Consider the following 17,259-nt stretch of genomic DNA (forward strand, 5'->3'; position numbering starts at 1 on the left):
ATAGGATCCGCGGGCTCTGGTTGCAGCGGAGACGTAGGCCATGCCCGTCCCACCACGCAATCGCGTACCGTGGCAGGGTGCGGGGGTGTCGCACCCGCCTGGCCCTCCCGGCAGGATCGGGTGCCCGTCGTTGCGGTCGCCGTCCAGGCCTTTTGCGGCCGGTCCGCTCCCAGCGGTTGCAGGTGGGTCCGCCTGCGGCACGTCGGCGGCTTGCGTGGCTGGCCGAAACCGGGCGAGACGCGCGGGGTTGTAACTTAGGCTGATATCCTGAGCACGCCGTCGACCCGGAAGCGTGGCAAGTCGGCGGAAAACGGGTCGAGAGAGAGTTCGGGTGTCGCGTCCAGACCAGTTTGTCCCAGGTCCTGCCGACCCGATGTTGCTCCAAGCGGCCGTCGAGGCGAGCGGCGAGGCCATCCTCATCACCACCGCCGACCTCGACGAGCCCGGCCCCACCATCGTCTACGCCAACCCGGCCTTCACTCGCCTCACCGGCTACGCGGCGAAGGACGCGGTCGGTCGGAGCCCTCGGTTCCTGCAGGGGCCGGGCACCGACCGCGCGGCGCTCGACCGGACCCGTGCCTCCCTGACGGCCGGAGAGGCGTTCCAGGGTGAGGCGCTCAACTATCGAGCGGACGGCTCGACCTACCGCGTAGAGTGGTTGATCACCCCGGTACGCGCCGGGGATGGCCGGATCACGCACTGGGTCTCCGCGCAGCGCGACGTGACTGAGCGCCGGTCTTTCGAGGACCGGCAGGCCCTCATGGTGCGCGAGCTGCACCACCGGGTGAAGAACACCCTGGCCACCGTGCAGGCAGTCCTCAACGCGACCATACGCTCGTCGGTGACGATGCCCGAGTTCACCCGTGCCTTCACGGGGCGGATCATGTCACTCGCCCGGACGCACGCGCTGATCACTGAGGACCAGGCGCAGGTGGCGTCGTTCGAGGGGCTGCTGCGGGCCGAGCTCGACCCCTATCGCGAAGGCGGCCGCATCTCGCTTGAGGGTCCGAACCTCATGCTACCCTCGGAACTGGCGGTGCCCGTAAGCATGGCCCTCCACGAACTGACGACCAACGCACTCCGTCACGGCGCGCTGGGCCACCCGGGTGGCCGGGTCGCGGTGACATGGAGCGTCGAGGACGGGCCCACCGGACCTGCCCTGGCCTGGGTATGGAACGAGCACGACGGACCGCCGCCGACTCTTCCGACCCGCGAGGGGTTCGGCATGCGGCTGCTGAACAAGATCTTGGCGGCGCAGACGGCCGCGGAAGTCGATGTCGCCTCAGACCCCGATGGCCTGCGGATCAACGTTCGCATCCCGCTCGTGCGGAACTGAGCCGTCGGGTGGAGAGCGGTCTCATGCCGAGGCTGCGAACGCCGTATCAAGCCGTCGCAACCGGACTTGGTAATACGGCAGCTTAGCTTAGGACGCGTTGATCGGCCCGGGCGGTTGCGGTGCCGGTGGCTCGGTCGGCGGGTCTCCCTCGGGCGGAGCCGGATCCGGCGGTGGGTCGCCGATGGGCGGAAGCGGGTCATCCCCTGGCCGCGGCGTATCGGATTGCATGGAGTCCCCCCAACTTCCTGCTCCCGTGGATGGGAGCGAAACACAACGCGCGACGTTCCCGAATGTCCCAAGCGATGGCCTCCAGCCGGAACTGGGCGACGCCGAAACGCGTGCGTCGGCCTGCGCCGCGTCGCCGCGCCGCCCGCCCCTGACCGTTGTCCGACACCGGTGCCAAAGGTACTCAACGCGGCCAGAGGGGGCCCATGGACGCAGAGAACGAGAGGCTGCGGCGGCGCGAGCGCGAGCTCGAAGACCGCGTGGCGAGGCTTGAGGCCCAACTGGGCGACGGCCTGCGCCGGCCGGGCCAGGGGCAGCGCACGTCCGCGGCCTCGGCCGACCTGCTGTTCACGGCGGCGGAGAAGACCCGCATGCCGCAGATCATCACCGACCCCAACCTGCCGGACAATCCCATCGTCTTCGCCAACCGTTCCTTCCAGAACCTGTGCGGCTACGACGCCGCTGAGCTGATCGGGCGGAATTGCCGATTCCTGCAGGGCCCGGGCACCGACCCCGCCGATGTCGCCAAGGTCCGGGACGCCATCGCGGCCCGGCGGGACGTCGTCGTCGAGATCCTGAACTACCACCGCGACGGCACGCCCTTCCGCAACGAGCTCTACGTCAGCCCGGTCTTCGATCCAGAGGGGCAACTCCGGTACTTCTTCGCGAGCCAGCTCGACATCACTCGCTTCCGGACCACCGAGGGCATCCTGGCCGAGAGCGAGGCCCGGTATCGGGCGCTGTTCGACGCCGTCGACAGCGGGTTCTGCGTGGTCGAGATGCGCTTCGACGCGGACGGTCGGGCTGTCGACTACCGCTTCATCGAGGTGAACCCGGCCTTCGCGACGCAGACGGGCCTGCACGACGCCGTTGGGCGCTGGGTGAGCGAGCTCGTGCCCGATCTCGAACGCTCGTGGTTCGATACGTACGGCGCGGTCGCCCGCACGGGAGTACCGTTGCGGTTCGAGAGCGGCGCGGTCGCGATGGGCCGCTGGTTCGACGTGCACGCCCTGCGGGTGGGCGAGCCCGAGCAGCACCGGGTCGCCATCCTGTTCAACGACATCACCGACCGCCGCCGCCTGGAGAACCATCTGGAGGCCACCGCCCAGGAGCGGGCCGACGAGCGCGACATGGTTTGGCGGGCCAGCCGCGACCTCTTCGTCGTCTGCGGCCTCGACGGCGTCTTCCGCAAGGCGAATGCCGCGTGGACCGAATTGCTGGGGTGGGACGCCGACGAGGTCGTGGGCGCCCGCTTCGACGCCCTCGTGCATCCCGATGACCTACCGGCGGCCGAGGCGGCGTTCGAGCGGGTCAGCGGCGGCCAACACCTGCAGGACGTCGACGTGCGCGTGCGGACGAGGGACGGCGGCTTCCGCTGGATGTCCTGGAACGCCATTCCGCGCGGCGACCACTTCTACGCCGCTGGCCGGGACATCACCGAGCGCCGGGCCCTGGAGGACCAGCTGCGCCAGTCGCAGAAGCTGGAGGCCGTCGGCCAGCTGACCGGGGGCGTGGCCCACGATTTCAACAACCTGCTCACGGTCATCAAGTCCTCGACCGACCTGCTGAAACGCCCGGACCTCGCCGAGGAGCGCCGGCAGCGCTACGTCGGCGCCATCTCCGAGACGGTCGACAGGGCGGCCAAGCTAACCGGCCAGCTCCTCGCCTTCGCCCGCCGGCAGGCGCTCAGGCCCGAGACCTTCGCGGTGAACCGCGCCGTGGCGGCGCTCGCCGACATGGTCGGCACGCTCACCGGCTCCCGCATCCACGTCGAACTCGACCTGCCCGACCCGGACACGCAGGATCTCCACGTCAACGCCGACCCGAGCCAGTTCGACACCGCGCTGGTGAACCTGGTCGTGAACGCCCGGGACGCGATGGACGGCGAGGGCAGCCTCAGGATTGGGCTGCGCCGCGCCACCCTCATCCCCGCGGTCCGGGCGCACCCGGCCCAGCGCGGCGACTTCATCGCCGTCTCGATCACCGACACCGGGGCGGGCATCGCGCCGGCGAACCTGGAGCGCATCTTCGAGCCGTTCTTCACGACGAAGATCGTCGGCCAGGGCACCGGCCTCGGCCTCAGCCAGGTGTTCGGCTTCGCGAAGCAGTCCGGCGGCGAGATCACGGTCGAGAGCCGGCTGGGTGCCGGGACGACCTTCACCCTCTACCTTCCGCGCGTGGCCGCCGTGCCGATCCGCAATGCGGCGCCCGAGCCGGAACCGCTGGCCGAGGGACACGGCACCTGCGTCCTCGTCGTGGAGGACAACCTCGATGTCGGCGCCTTCGCCCAGCAGGCCCTGAGCGAGCTCGGCTACAGCACGGTGTGGGCGACGGACGCGACGAAGGCGCTGGCCGAGATCGAGCGCGTGCCCTTCCGCTTCGAAGTGGTGTTCTCCGACGTGATGATGCCGGGCATGAACGGCGTCGAGCTGGCAGGCGAGATCCGGAAGCGCCGACCGGACATCCCGGTGGTGCTGACCTCAGGCTACAGCGACGTGCTGGCGGCCGAGGGTACGCACGGGTTCGACCTTCTGCGAAAGCCCTACTCGGTCGCCGACCTGTCGCGCGTTCTCCGCCGCGCCATCCAGGACGCGCGGGCTCTTCGCCGCTGAGCGGCTACTGTCTGAAGGCTGTCCGATGACGGCCTTGATGTCGGCACCCCTAGAGGAAGATGCCCCAGGTGACGTCCCCCGATCAAAGGTGGGACCTGACCGCCGGGGCTGACGCAAACTCCGCCGGGCCTACCCAGAAATCGCCGCGGCGTCCGAACCTGTTGGATCGTACCGCCGGGCCACCTTCGCGTCCTCGTCCCGGAGGACCTGCGCATCCATTGACCAACTCCCAGGACGTGATCAGGGTCACGGCCCGACCGGGGTTGGCGGTCCCACCCTCATCATCCTGACGAGCATGCCGCGGCGACGGCCTGGCCTATGGCCTCGCGGATGCGGCTCTCCAGGAATGGCCGTCCGACAAAGGGGACGTGGTCGGGCAAGTCCCCGGGGCGCGGCGTCACCTGCGCCGACACGACGACGACGGCCATGTCCGGCCGGCGACGAGTGACCTCGTGAACGAGCATCAGGCCGTCCATCGCACCCGGCATGCGCACGTCGGTGACCATCAGGGTGACCGCGCCGTCCAGCCGTTCGAGCGCCTGTGCGGCGTTGCCGGCCTCGAACACGGCGTAGCCTTCCGCTTCGAGAAGCTCGCGGACCTCCAGCCGGAAAAGCATCTCGTCCTCGACCACCAGGGCGGTCTTCGCGTTCGGGGCATCGGTCATGGCAAGCGGCAACGGCCTGTCCGACCCTTCGTTGCGCCGCACGGTCAAACGACCGCCTGGAAGTCCGCCAGCGCCGCCTCGACGGAACACACGACCCCCTCCGGACGGTATTCGAGGGACAGGTTGGCGTTGACCTGCGCCGTCAGCCCGCGCTCGATCAGCCGTGACCCGAACCCCTTTCGCGATGGCGGTACGACCGGAGGGCCGCCGCGCTCGGTCCAGACGATGCGCAGGCGCGGCGCGTCTTCCGGCCCGACCAGCGAGGCCGTCACCGCCACCGCACCGTCGGGCACCGACAGCGAGCCGTACTTGACCGCGTTCGTGGTCAATTCGTGCAGGGTCAGGGCTAGGGACAGCGCGGCCTTGCCGCCGATCTCGACGTCCGGTCCCTCGAACGCGACGCGCCGACCGGCCGATTCCTGCACGCCGACGCCCTCCCGGACCACCGCCGCCAGGGAGGCGCTCTCCGCGGCCCCCCCGAGCAGCACGTCGTGCGCCTTACCGAGCGCGACCAGCCGGCTGCCGAGGACTTCTCGCGCAGCCTCCATGTCGGTGGCGCCACGCAGGGTCGAGGCAGCGATGGCCTGCACCATCGCCAGCAGGTTCTTCATGCGGTGCGAGAGCTCTTGGTTGAGCAGCTCCTGCCGTTCCTCGGCCCGGCGGCGGACGTCGATGTCCGCGACCGCCACGACCGCGCCGACCATCTTCCCGATCTCATCGCGCATCGGCACACCGACGATCTCGATCCAGACGCGGCTGCCGTCACCGCGTTGGTACTCGCAGCGCAGCTCGGCGTGTTCGATGCCTTCCCGGATGATGCGGCTGAGTGGGTACTCGGAGGCGGCGACCAGCCGCCCGTCATCGTGGAAGGCAACCCACTCGCCGTAGCTCTCGGCGTCGGGCGAGGGCAGGACCGGGTGGCGGAAGATCTCCTCCAACCGTCGGTTGCCGCCGACGATGCGGCCTGAGGGCGCCTCGGCGAACAGGATGCCGACCGGCACGGTGTCGAGGACCGCCCGGAGCGACGCCTCGCTCGCCTGCAGCGCCTGACGCGCCCGCTTCTGTTCCGTGAGGTCGCGCGTGACGGTGCCGTAGCCGAGCTTGCGCCCGTTGGCGTCGCGCACGGGGAAGAGGTTGTACAGGACCGGGACCGCCGCACCGGTGACCACGTGCCGGAAATTGAGCTCGCCCTCCCAGAAGCTGTCCCGCTCGACCGCCGGCAGCACCTCGTCGAGGACGCGCGCGCGCTCCTCCGGCACGAAGTAGTCCACGATGGGCATCGCCCGGGCCGCGGCGAGGTCGGGCAGGCCGATGAGGCGGCGCCCGGCCTCGTTCACGAAGTCGACGCTCCCGTCGGGGGCGGCCAGGCCAATGAAGTCCTGGCTCTGCTCGACCAGGGCGGCGAGGCGGCGCGTCTCGGCATCGGCCCGGCGCTGGTCGCCGACGTCGACCAGGACGGTCACCGCGGCCTGGATCGCGCCCTCGGCATCGCGAACGGGACCGCTCGACACTTCCAGAAGGCGCACTTCGCCCGTCCCGGAATTGCGGTAGCGCATCTCCTCGCCGCGCACCGTCTCGCCCCTCCGCAGGGCGCGCAGGGTCGGGTACTCGGCAGGCTCGTACCTGCGACCGTCCGGATGCAGGGCGCCGTAGGAGACGTAGCGCGCGTCGCCCTCGGTCTGGAGCCCATGGCCGAGGATCTCCTCCGCCTTGGCGTTCAGCGACGACGGCATGCCGGCCTCGGTCCCGGCGATGGAAATGCCGACCGGGGCCTGCCGGAAGATCGCCTCCAGCAAGCCGCGCTCAAGCCCGAGGCGGCGCTCGCTCTCCCGTATGGCATCCTCGGCCCGCTTGCGCTCGGTCAGGTCGAGCATCGCGCCGATCATGCGGACGGCGCGCCCGTCCTCGCCGCGCAGCACGTGGCCGCGGTCGAGCACGTGCGCGTACGAGCCATCCGCGCGCCGGAAGCGGTACTCATCCGTCCAGGTCGTGCCGACGCCGTCGATGACCGCGTGGATCGAGGCGTCGATGCGCGCGCGGTCGTCAGGATGGATCTGCGCGACCCACCAGTCGCCGGTCGGCTCCATGGCCTCGGGGTTATGTCCGTAGGCTTCGGTGAGGGCCTCGTTCCAGAGTACCTGGTTGGAAACCAGGTCCCAGTCCCATATCGCGTCGTTGGTCGCCCGGGCCGCCAGCCTGTAGCGGTCCTGGCTTTCCTGCAGGCGGGCGGCGGCCTCCTTCTGCTCCGTCCGGTCGCGTAGGATCTTCACGAAGCCGATGGCCGCGCCGCCGTCGTCGCGCAACACCATCATCTCGCCGTTGGCCCAGAAGCGCTCGCCGTCGCGGCGCAGGTGCCAGCGCTCGTCGATGCCGGTACCCTTCTCCAGGGCCGACTGCATCTCCATGGCCGGAATACCGTCGCGCCTGTCCTCGGGCGTGAAGAACGCGTCCGCGGTCTGACCGCACATCTCCTCGGGGCGCCACCCGAGGATGCGGGTCGCGCCGGCGTTCCAGTCGGTGACCTTGCCGTCGAGGTCGAGCAGGATGATGGCGTAGTCCTGAGCGCTGTCGAATACGGCGCGGCGCCGGTACTCGGTCAGGGCTGCCGCTCGGTTGGCGGCACGCTCGCCCGCCTCGGCAAGGCCGGAGGCGACGGAGCCGGCGAGGACACCGAGAACCTGCAGGTCCTCCTCGGCGAACGCGTCCGGGCGGCTGGATTGCAGCTTCAGGACCCCGACCACGACACCGCCGCGGCGGACGGGCACCAGCATGCACGAGCGCTGGCGAAGCCGCTCGGCCAGTTCAGGCTCGACCCGGTCATCGCCCAGGACATCGGGGATGAGGAGCGGGACGCCTTCCCGGTAGCAGGCACCCGCGAGGCTACCCCGGAGCGGGACGCGAAGGCCGAGATGCGGTGCGAGGCCGTCCGTGACTGCGCGGTAGACAAGGAAATTGCCCTCGCGGATCTCGACCGTGCCGGCCTCGGCGGCGGGGACGGCGCGCATCGCGCCCGCCAGCACAGCCCGGAAGCTCTCGTCGAGGTCGCCGCCCGCCGCCGCAACGCCGGCCAGGGTCGCGGCGACAGCCTCGCCCTGGCGCCCGACGCGGTCGCGATCCGAGAGCGACCGGCGCAGCAGGAGCTGGTCCATGACCTGCCGGGCGAGCGCCTCAAGGTCCACAACCTGTTCCGGGGAGAGGCCGCCCGGGCGCGGGACGTGGTCGATCACGCACAGGCTGCCGAGCACCTGCCCCTCGGGCGTGCGAAGGGGCGCGCCGGCGTAGAAGCGCAGGCGCGGCTCGCCGGTTACCAACGGGTTGGCGCGGGTGCGCGCGTCGCGCGTCAGGTCCGGGATCTGCAGGACGCCGGGTTCGGCCAGCACGAACTTGCACACCGAGCGGTCGAGGTCTGTCTCGCAGGGCGGGAAGCCTGCGCGTGCCTTGAACCACTGGCGGTCGCGGTCGACCAGGCTGACCAGCGCGACGGGCACGGCGCAGAGGCGTCGCGCGAGGTTGACGATGTCGTCGAACCCACGCTCGGGCGGAGTGTCGAGGATGTCGAACGCGGCGAGCGCGGCGAGCCGCGCGTCCTCCTCGACCCGGGTGGGACGCGTGACCTGGTTCACGGGGTCGCGTCCTTCACGAGCGCGGACGGGGGCCGCAGCCGCTCCGGGTCGCCGACATCGACGGCGACGATGCGGCCGCCGGGCGCGTACACGGCGCCCATCACCTCCTCGAAGTGTCGCCGCACCGCGGCGTGGCACTCGCACGAGCCGGCCTCGGCCCGCTCCCGGTCCGGGAGGGTGATGCGTCCGTGGCCAATGGTGATCAGGCCGTCGCGCTGCATGCGGCCGAGCACCTCGGTCAAGTAGGCGCGGCGCACGCCGAGCATGTCGGCCAGGAGTTCGTGCGTGACCGGCAGTTCGGGGGTGCCGATCCGGTCCTGCAGGGTCAGGAGCCAGCGCAGGCAGCGCCGCTCGATGGTGTGGGCGGCATTGCAGGCGACCGACTGGAGCACCTGGGCCAGCAGGCAGTCGGCGTAGCGCACGAACAGGTCGCGGATGCCCTTCGACGCCTGCTTGGCCTCGGCCAGGCGCGCGGCGTCGATCCGGATGACCGGGCCGCCGACCTGGACGACCGCCTGCCCGAATGCCGGCAGGTAGCCGTGGCTGACGACGCCACCCATGGCGCCCTCGCGACCGACCGTTGCGGTCTCGACTGACTTCCCGTCCATGAGCGGCACGACCAGCGTGACGACGCAGTGGCGTGCGGGGAAGGTGACGTGGCTGACGTCGTCGCCGGCCCGGAACAGCACGTCGCCGCGGCGGACCTCGCGGCGCTCGGCGTGCGGCGCCAGCAGTGCGCGATCGTCGGCATCAAGGGCTTCGAGCAGCAGGTTGCCGTCGATGGCGGACGAGGGTCGGATTTTCACGGGAGATGGTCGCAGCGCTGATGGTCGGGTTGTCCAGTAGCGGACTTCCTGGCGCAAAGATGTCCGATACCTGACAACTCACGCCAAAGCGGGGGGCCGGTCGCGACATTTTTTAAAGGGAGCCGACGGCGCGGATGATGCCCGCGAACGAGCAGGCTCACGTACCAAAAGCGGTACCATGGAAGAGGTCATGGGAACCGGCATGGCACGAGCAAATTGGGTTTTCAGCCGATGCCGGGGCTGCCCGGGAGAAACGCGATGTCGACGGATATCGAGAAGCACCGTGCGCTGCTGAGCGCCCTCAGGGACGCGCAGGGCAAGGGAGACGGCTCCTTCGAGCGGGCCGTCACGGAGGCCTTCGAGCATGTGTTCGAACACCTGGGCCGCCTCAACGATCACGTCTCGCTCGGTGGTCCCGACGGTGGCGATCCCCACCTCAAGCCGGGTGAATCCCCGACCCTTCGCTAGGGTTGGAGTCGACGGGAGCTGCAAGGCGAAAGGGACCGCATGATCACGCTCTACACATGGTCGACGCCGAACGGCCGCAAGATCCCGATCATGCTGGAGGAATGCGGCCTGCCCTACACGGTGGTGCCGGTGAACATCGGCAAGGACGAGCAGTTCGCCCCCGATTTCCTGAAGGTGTCGCCCAACAACAAGATCCCCGCCATCGTCGACGACGAGGCCGAGGGCGGGCCACTCTCCGTGTTCGAGAGCGGGGCGATCCTGACCTACCTGGCCGAGAAGACCGGACGCTTCCTCGCGCCGTCCGGGCCAGCCCGCTACAAGGCCTTGGAATGGCTGCACTGGCAGATCGGCGGCCTCGGCCCGATGCTCGGCCAGCTCGGCTTCTTCGCGGTGCGCTCCGACGAGAAGGCGCCGCTGGCCATCAAGCGGTTCACCGACGAGGCCGACCGCCTGCTGCACGTGATGGACCGGCGCCTCGGCGAGGGGCCGTATTTGGCGGGGGCGGACTACTCCATCGCCGACATCGCCTGCTACGCCTGGACCCTGGCGGCCACGTCCTTCCTGAAGGAGCCGTTGGCGAACACGCTCGGTGACGTACCGAACGTGCATGCGTGGCTCGCCCGGGTCGGCGAGCGCCCGGCGGTCAAGCGCGGCATGGAGGTACCCAAGAACTGACGGCGACAGCGCCGCCCCGCAGGTGCGTCAGCCTTGTGGCCGCACGACGTACGCCTGTTGCCGAGGACCTTCGTTTGGCAGCCGGAGATCAAGCCGACTTGGGCCCGACAAGCATCACCAGAACCTTTTCTGGGTCGAAGCCCGACCTCTCATCGGCATGCCCCCGCGGGTTGCAGACCACGCGCGTGCGCCCGATCCGATAGTCGGCCGCCCGGTGCACGTGGCCATGGACCCAGAGGTCGGGGCCGCGGGCCATGATCAGCTCGGTGAGATCCGAAGCGTAGCACCAAGCAAGGTCGGCATGCGGATCCGGCAGGCTGGCGGGGTGCGGTGCATGGTGGGTCACGACGACGGTGGGGCCATCGTGGGGCTTGGCAAGCTCCGCCTCGATGCACCCTCGCGTCGCTCGGTGCATCGCGAGGATCTCGCGGGGCTCGATCCTGTTTCGGGACCGGGGACCCGTCCTGATCCGGCGGTAGTCCACCATGCCGTTGCGCCCCTCGGCGGTCCGGAAGGCATGCGTGAGGCTATACGAGCCTAGCCTGTAGTCGGTCCAGGCGGTTCCACCCACGAAACGCGTGCCTCCAATCACCACGGCGTCGTCTAGCAGCAGGTGGATGCCGAGCGCGGCGGCCAGGTCCCGCCCTCGCTCAAGCTGGTCGTAGATCGTGTAGCGGTCCTCGCCCCGGTCCCACCAGAAATCATGGTTCCCGGGCACGTAGACGACCGGGACGCCGGGCAGGCGCTCCGCAAGCCAATCGAGGGCACGCGTCAGGGGCATATGCACGTCCCCGGCGACCACGACGGCATCGAAGCCGTCGGCCGGAGCGTGGGCTGCAGGGTCCCACGCGTTCTCAAGGTGCTCAGCATGGATATCCGACCAGGCCCATAGGCGCTGAGGAGCGGTCATGGCGCGCCTCCCACGCGTCGTGCGTTCTCGGCGAGGCGCACGCGGATCTCGTCCAGGGTGACCGGTCGGAAGTCGAAGCAGTCCACCCCGACATCGGTGCTCGTCGCGGTCCCGGGCAGCGTGCCGTGAGAGTGCCCGTAGAGGTGGAGGTCCCCGCGGTGCATGCGGGGCCATACCCGACACGCGTAGTGGAACAGAAACAGTCCCACGGGCGCGCCGGTAGCGGGATCGGGGACGAACACCTGAGCGACGTCGAAGATGCCGTCCCAGGACAGGCGCGCCGAGACGCGGTCGTGGTTGCCGCGCACGAGGAAGCGACGCCGGCCGTTCAGGCGCTCGAACACCGACCGGGCATACGCTTCGCTGCAGCGGTAGCAGAAGTCGCCGAGGTGCCAGACGGTGTCCTCGGGCCCGACCGCGGCGTTCCAGGCGGCAATTAGGGCCTCGTCATGCTCCTCAACCGAGGAGAAAGGCCGGCGCGTACGCAGCCCTCCTCGGGTGAGGTTGGCGTGGCCGACGTGGCTGTCGGAAGTAAAGAGAACTTGGGGCACGGAAGCCTCTCGCGGGCGCGGAGGCTCGGCACGCGGCGGCACTCCGGGGTCAGTCGGACGAGTGCAGGCCGGTGCGTTTCATGACGAAATTTCCTTCGATGAGAGACCCTGTCCTGGCCGGGACGCGAGGGCAAGTCCCGACGCGAGTATCCACAGGGCTTGGCACGATTGCTGGTCCCATATTCGCACGCAAGCTTATTCCTGCCGCAGCAGTCGCGCCCGGGAGTTTGAACTCACAGCAACGACAAGGAACGAGGATTTAGTTCTGACGGCGATGCGCGCTGCATTTCGCTGCGTCTCCTACTGATGCGTGGCGGGAGAGCGGGGTGCTGTATCCAACCCTCTTTTTTGCAAGCTTTGCCCTGGCGACAGATGCTTCGCGACCCCAGATGCTACAGGCCGAAGCGGAGCCGCACCCATGGCGCGTGGAAAACCCGTCGTCCTGCCCTCTCGAACCTTCCCAAACCAGCTATCGGCAAGCGACCATTTCGGGTCGATGCTTAAGCGCTATAAACCCGGTGATCGGGTGTCCGACGCGGATGCCGCGGAACTGTCCGGCTTGTTCCAGAGGCATCCCGAATACGACGAACGGTCAGGCGCGGGCGTCGATCATTTCGAGGTGCAGAGCGCGGACTACGGTTCGCAATGCTTCAGGGCGGTGCGGGTGGATGGCACGTGGGCTCGGTTTTCCTACAAGAAGTGCGTCGCCCCCACGCGAGGCGACGATTCAGACGGCCCGCAGCAAGCTTAGGGTGTAGGTGCGTTCGCCAGGGCGCGCTGCACGTCGAGACGCATCAGGCCGCTGCCGAGCATAGCGTCGAGATCCTGTGCTCTCAGCCACGCAAGCGCGGTAGGCTCGTCCATGCGCTTGTCCAGCGTTTGCTCCGTGAGGAAGCTCGCCACGAAGCGCGAGATGCCCAGGCCGACGAAGCTGATCATCGTGGGATCGGAGGCCCCGACCTCCAGGAAACCGGGCAACGGCGGCAAGCTTCTCACGTAGTCAGCATGACCCGTCCGAACGAGAACGTGCTCCAAGACAGCCAGATAGCAAAGTGAAAGCCTGAAGTATCGAAACCGGATCTCCTCCTCAATATCCTTCAGGGTGTTTCTGATCGCCGGACGCAATTTCACTTCGGGGGAGCGCCGCCGATATTCTTCGACGATGTCCGGAAGCTGCTTGCCCTGCATCCACTTCAAGGCGATTGCCGCCATGCGTAGATGTAACCTGGGGACGTCCAGGCTCATGAGTTGCTCGTGGCACACGCGAAAGACCTCCGAGAGGTACTTCCAGGCATCCTCATCGCGCGGATGGCGAGGCAGGAGTTCCTCCAGGCGCGCTACGCCACCACCCTTGATCTCCGCCTCGAAGTAGTCGGCCAACCGCTGCTGGCGGAGGGGAGAAACCGTAGGCGACTTGGCCAGAACCTCGCGGGGAAGCGTGATCCGCTCGCGAGCCCTCTCCAGTGCCTCGACGAGCCGCCCCCGGTCGGCCTGGGCCACGTCACATCTGTCGAGGGTCGCGTCCAACCGCCCGGAGCCGAGGTCCGAGAGCAACCGGCCGAACGTCGCCTCGATGTCGACGACCCCCGGCCTTTCGAGCTTGGGAACGTCCGCGACGGCACATTCCACCACGTCGTCCAGCTTGCTCCCCAACGTCCGCTTGAGGGCGCTCTGGACATCGACTTCGTTCCCCTCGTCGGCCGGCTTCGTTTCCCAGTCGTCGTAATCGATCAGGAAAACGTTTCCCTGAAACTCGCGTCCGAGCCGTCCGGCGCGTCCGGCGAGGTTCCAGAATTCGGCGGTTCCCAACGGACCGGCATTGCCCTTTTTGGGCTTGCACGCGAACAGGTTGGCCGCCGGGAAATTGACGCCCTGGATCAGCGTGCTGGTCGTGACGAGGTACTTGATGTCACCATCGGCGAACGCCGCCTCCACTCCGCGGCGCACGATGGCGGGGATGCGGCCGTAGTGGAAGCCGACCCGCCTCTCCAGACATCTCACGAGATCGTACTGGTCGTGCACCGCCGCCTTGATCAGTGCGATGAGTTCCGCAATGCGCGGGCTTTCCGACGCGTCGGCGGTCGACACCTCCGTGAGCCCTAACGCGATATCCTCGGCCTCCTTGGGACCGTTGGCATAGACGATGGACGGCTTCGACTGCCCGAACCTCTCGGCGACGCGGACGAGGCGCTCCTTTATGGACGGCAGCGGCATCCCGATCTCGACCTGACCGAGTTCCTGTCTCCCATCGGCCGCCATGCGCTCGATGACCAGCTTCTGGCGCGGCGAGCGCGTCTTCACGACTATTAGGTTCTGGAGCACGGCGGGCGAGCGGGTCGACACCGATCGCAGGTCGGACAGATCGAAGATCCGGCCGAAGACCTCGGGATCCCGGATGTTGGGGCCGGCGAAAATGAACTGCGCCCCTGGCCGCTTGGCTATCAGCTGGTCCACCACGTCCTGCAGCAGTACGCCCCTGGAACCGTCCTCGATGCCCTGCGCCTCGTCCGAGATGACCACATCGGCGACGAAGCCGGGGTGGGATCCAATGATCGCCTGCAGCCGCTCCTGGGTCAGGACGTAGATCGCACGTTCCGGAAGCCGGGTCTCCGCCGGCAACGGCGTGTTCACGATCCGGAAGTCCCGGAGCTCGTCGGAGCGGCGCCACGCGGCGACCGCATCGGTGACCTGGGCGATCAGCGCACGGCTAGGGACGATGTAGCAGGCGACAGAAAGCTTCCCGCTTCGCGCCAGGCTACGCAGGTACGCTTGGAGGACGAAGGACTTGCCAGCGGAGGTCGGGGCCGACACCGAGACGTTTGCGCCACCGTCGAGCTCGCGCCAGAGATGACGCTGGAAATCCGTCAGGTCGACCGAGACGTCGCCTAGGCTGACGCGGTTGCCCTCGCGACGCACCTCCTCCGCGAGGGCAGTCAGCAGCGGCAGGCGCCGGAAGGTCTCGACGTGCGGGGACGAGCCGAGTGCCGGAAAGTTCCCGAGGCGGCTGAGCACGATGCGCAGGACGCCGGCCAGCCCAGGGAGATCCCCTCGGTCCAGGCCGGCCGCGCATGCCGCTATGCCGTATGCCGCACCCTGGCGCTCATGGCTTTCGGACAGCGCGAGGACCGTGGCGGCCTGGACGCAACGCAAAAGGTCGGCGTCGGGAACGGATAGCGTCGGATCGATCCCGAGCTCCCGCTGGAGCCACATGCCGCCCAACCCGGCTCTCTGGGCATGGAACTCGGGATGCCCCCAGATCCGGTCGCTCAGCTCCTCGATCACGCCGCCCAGCCGATCTTGTCCTGAAACCCGGCGCGGAGGTCGCCGATGGACGGCACCGGCAGGAAGAAGACGTCGAGGGCGTGATGCTCGATACCATGCGTCTTGAGATGCCCGTCGAGACGGTTGGCGCACTCGACGAGCTCGGCGCGCAAGGCGGTCTCGAATGCAGCCTCGACCTCGGACGGCTTCAGGGAGTTCATGTCTGCGAATCGTTGAAAGTCGAACGCGATCAGGATGACCGATCGGTCGATGCGCTTGTTATAATTTTCATCGTACGGATCGAGGAAAGACAGGATCGCTTTCTGACCGGCCTCTGGGAAGGCAGACAGGTCGCCGTGCTGCTCGATTAAGAACAGCTCGTGCTTCATCTTGTCGTGCTCAAGGTTCTCGGCCACGGACTTGACCGCCTCCGATATGGCCTTCGTCACGGAAGCGTAGCACTTGGATTCGCCCCAGAGCAGAGTGAGCCCTCCGGTCGCCTCGTCGAAGCTGAAGTGTATGCCGTCGGATCCGTGGACCGGCATCTGCCTGTTCGTCTTGAGGCTCATCTTCGCCACGAGTTGCGGGGCCTTGAGGACATACTCGATCAGCAGGTAGGTGATGAGTTCTCCGAACTCCCCATTGCGGTTGGTGCTCTTCTGAGCTTTCTTGAACATGTCGACCGCCTTGTTGCGCAAGGCGAGCACCTTCTCGATCTTCTTTTGGTCCGAGAGATCCTTCCAACTCGCACTCGCGTCGTTGATGGACTTCCTGGACATGCAAAACGAGATGATCTTCGTCGTGAGAAGGTCGATGAACTCCTCGACGGTAGGCGCCCCACTGCGGAAGGCCAGGTAATGACCATGCAGCGCGACACCCGAATTTGCGCTCTTGGCGGTATGCGAGAGCGTGCGGACACGGACGCCTAAGTCATCGTGCTCGCGGGTGAGCGCCGCAAGGAGACCTTTTAGCTCGGCTGGGTCGAAGGCGGCTTCGTCCAAGGCGGCCTCAGCGCTCACCGAATCAGATCGGCGCCCGGCGGCACGCCTGGCCCTTGCCGTGGACCGTCGTGGAAGGGTCAAGGGTTCTCACGTCCACCTAGCGCCAAGCTCGAATGTGCCGCTTCGATAACGACTTGAAGATGCTTGCGTTCCGGCACCGGTGGCTGTTCTGGGTCAATCATTACGGTGAGGCCCAGGGCCGAGACCCATGCCCGGACGAAGCGAAAGGAGGTTTCGAGCCGCCCTCATTTGGCGCCTTGGCTTGGCAGCTCCTTCACAGTTTTCGGTCAGCATGGGCCGTCCCACCGAGGCGCCCCATGATTGCACAACCCATCGTCGACAGGATCGCCGACAAGCTCGTCGAGGACGGCGAGCTCGTGTCGTACAGTTCTGTCCAGCGTGCCCTGAAGGGGAAACGCGGCAAGGGCGCTTCGGACAGAGACATCCAGGAGCCCCTCGCCGAGTGGAAGGCACGGCGGCGATACAAAGGGCATCTCGCCGTGCTCGACCTACCGGAGGAGATGGAGAAAGCCATCGCCAGCTTTGCCGCCTCCGCGATGAAGATCGCCGAGGCCAGGGCGCTGGCGGCGCTGCCCGTGACGTCCGGCCAAGGACCGGCCGCGAACCTCCTGGAGCAGATGCAGCGCATCGTGACGGGGCTGGAACGGCAGCTCGCGACGCTGGCAGACGAGAACCGTCAGCTGAGGAACGAGATCACCGCGTTGGCGCCTCGGCAGACGGTGGCCTTGAGCGAGGATGTCGCTCCGAACGTACAGAAACGGATTAGGAAGGGACGCGGACGCCGTACCGGCATAGCCGCGCGCATGGCGACGATTTTCTGGAACGAGGTGATGTCGAGCGTCTCGGACATCATTTACGCAGGGGGACGACCGGTCACAGCCGACGAACTGCTCCCACTGATACCCGGCGACATCCTGGAGATGGCCGCCGAGGGCTTCGAGGAACTGGATGCGACGCGGCTCGGCGAGAAGCTTGCCCAACGCATCCTGGGCAGGAAGTTCGGTCTGTTCCATGTCGGCGAGGACCACTTCGCCGTGTTTCCGATGTCGCCCGAGATCCCCAAGCCCGTCGAGGCCGCGGCGGCGGCGGCCTGAGCGTCGTCATC

The 17,259-nt window shown here is 68.0% G+C and carries 13 protein-coding genes; 6 read left to right on the forward strand and 7 right to left on the reverse strand.

Annotation, left to right across the window (positions count from 1 at the left end; translation table 11 throughout):
- Window positions 1-373 precede the first annotated feature (373 nt).
- Window positions 374-1,336, forward strand: coding sequence for an HWE histidine kinase domain-containing protein (locus ACS5RC_RS03090; protein WP_478342339.1), 963 nt, complete (start codon window positions 374-376; stop codon window positions 1,334-1,336).
- A 431-nt stretch (window positions 1,337-1,767) separates the two neighbouring features.
- Entirely contained in the window at window positions 1,768-4,173 is a 2,406-nt protein-coding gene (locus tag ACS5RC_RS03095; RefSeq protein ID WP_478342340.1) for a hybrid sensor histidine kinase/response regulator, read from the forward strand.
- 281 nt (window positions 4,174-4,454) lie between these two features.
- Here the strand turns inward: ACS5RC_RS03095 and ACS5RC_RS03100 are convergent, their stop codons facing one another.
- From ACS5RC_RS03100 to ACS5RC_RS03110, 3 genes are read right to left on the reverse strand one after another with little or no spacing between them, the layout of a single operon-like run.
- Window positions 4,455-4,850 (reverse strand): response regulator, encoded by a 396-nt coding sequence (locus ACS5RC_RS03100; RefSeq protein WP_478342341.1) that lies wholly within the window; start codon window positions 4,848-4,850, stop codon window positions 4,455-4,457.
- Between the two features lie 32 nt (window positions 4,851-4,882).
- Window positions 4,883-8,461 carry a PAS domain S-box protein gene (locus tag ACS5RC_RS03105; protein WP_478342342.1) on the reverse strand — a complete coding sequence of 1,193 codons (3,579 nt, stop codon included), beginning with the start codon at window positions 8,459-8,461 and terminating at the stop codon, window positions 4,883-4,885.
- On the reverse strand, window positions 8,458-9,267 hold the full coding sequence (locus ACS5RC_RS03110) for a Crp/Fnr family transcriptional regulator (RefSeq protein ID WP_478342343.1): 810 nt from the start codon (window positions 9,265-9,267) through the stop codon (window positions 8,458-8,460). Before ACS5RC_RS03110 ends, ACS5RC_RS03105 begins: the two co-directional genes overlap by 4 nt.
- Window positions 9,268-9,525: 258 nt before the next feature.
- Here ACS5RC_RS03110 and ACS5RC_RS03115 point away from each other — a divergent pair, with 258 nt between their 5' ends.
- Both ACS5RC_RS03115 and ACS5RC_RS03120 read left to right on the forward strand, forming a co-directional pair.
- The gene (locus tag ACS5RC_RS03115) at window positions 9,526-9,735 is read left to right on the forward strand and encodes a hypothetical protein (RefSeq protein ID WP_478342344.1); all 210 of its coding nucleotides are present in this window, start codon (window positions 9,526-9,528) and stop codon (window positions 9,733-9,735) included.
- 39 nt (window positions 9,736-9,774) lie between these two features.
- Entirely contained in the window at window positions 9,775-10,410 is a 636-nt protein-coding gene (locus ACS5RC_RS03120; RefSeq protein WP_478342345.1) for a glutathione S-transferase family protein, read from the forward strand.
- An 88-nt stretch (window positions 10,411-10,498) separates the two neighbouring features.
- Here ACS5RC_RS03120 and ACS5RC_RS03125 read toward each other — a convergent pair whose 3' ends face one another.
- Together ACS5RC_RS03125 and ACS5RC_RS03130 are read right to left on the reverse strand one after the other, a co-directional pair.
- Window positions 10,499-11,320, reverse strand: a complete 822-nt coding sequence (locus tag ACS5RC_RS03125) for a metallophosphoesterase (RefSeq protein ID WP_478342346.1) — start codon at window positions 11,318-11,320, stop codon at window positions 10,499-10,501.
- Window positions 11,317-11,871 (reverse strand): metallophosphoesterase, encoded by a 555-nt coding sequence (locus tag ACS5RC_RS03130; protein ID WP_478342347.1) that lies wholly within the window; start codon window positions 11,869-11,871, stop codon window positions 11,317-11,319. The genes ACS5RC_RS03125 and ACS5RC_RS03130 overlap by 4 nt, the downstream gene beginning before the upstream one ends.
- A 418-nt stretch (window positions 11,872-12,289) precedes the next feature.
- Here ACS5RC_RS03130 and ACS5RC_RS03135 point away from each other — a divergent pair, with 418 nt between their 5' ends.
- Window positions 12,290-12,622 (forward strand): DCL family protein, encoded by a 333-nt coding sequence (locus ACS5RC_RS03135; RefSeq protein ID WP_478342348.1) that lies wholly within the window; start codon window positions 12,290-12,292, stop codon window positions 12,620-12,622.
- Here the strand turns inward: ACS5RC_RS03135 and ACS5RC_RS03140 are convergent.
- Window positions 12,619-15,153, reverse strand: a complete 2,535-nt coding sequence (locus tag ACS5RC_RS03140; RefSeq protein WP_478342349.1) for a DEAD/DEAH box helicase — start codon at window positions 15,151-15,153, stop codon at window positions 12,619-12,621. The two genes, ACS5RC_RS03135 and ACS5RC_RS03140, sit on opposite strands and share 4 nt — an antisense overlap.
- Window positions 15,150-16,151 (reverse strand): HamA C-terminal domain-containing protein, encoded by a 1,002-nt coding sequence (locus ACS5RC_RS03145; protein WP_478342350.1) that lies wholly within the window; start codon window positions 16,149-16,151, stop codon window positions 15,150-15,152. Before ACS5RC_RS03145 ends, ACS5RC_RS03140 begins: the two co-directional genes overlap by 4 nt.
- Before the next feature lie 299 nt (window positions 16,152-16,450).
- Here ACS5RC_RS03145 and ACS5RC_RS03150 point away from each other — a divergent pair, with 299 nt between their 5' ends.
- Window positions 16,451-17,248 carry a DNA-binding protein gene (locus ACS5RC_RS03150; RefSeq protein WP_478342351.1) on the forward strand — a complete coding sequence of 266 codons (798 nt, stop codon included), beginning with the start codon at window positions 16,451-16,453 and terminating at the stop codon, window positions 17,246-17,248.
- Window positions 17,249-17,259 lie beyond the last annotated feature (11 nt).

Source organism: Methylobacterium sp. HJ2 (assembly GCF_056431005.1).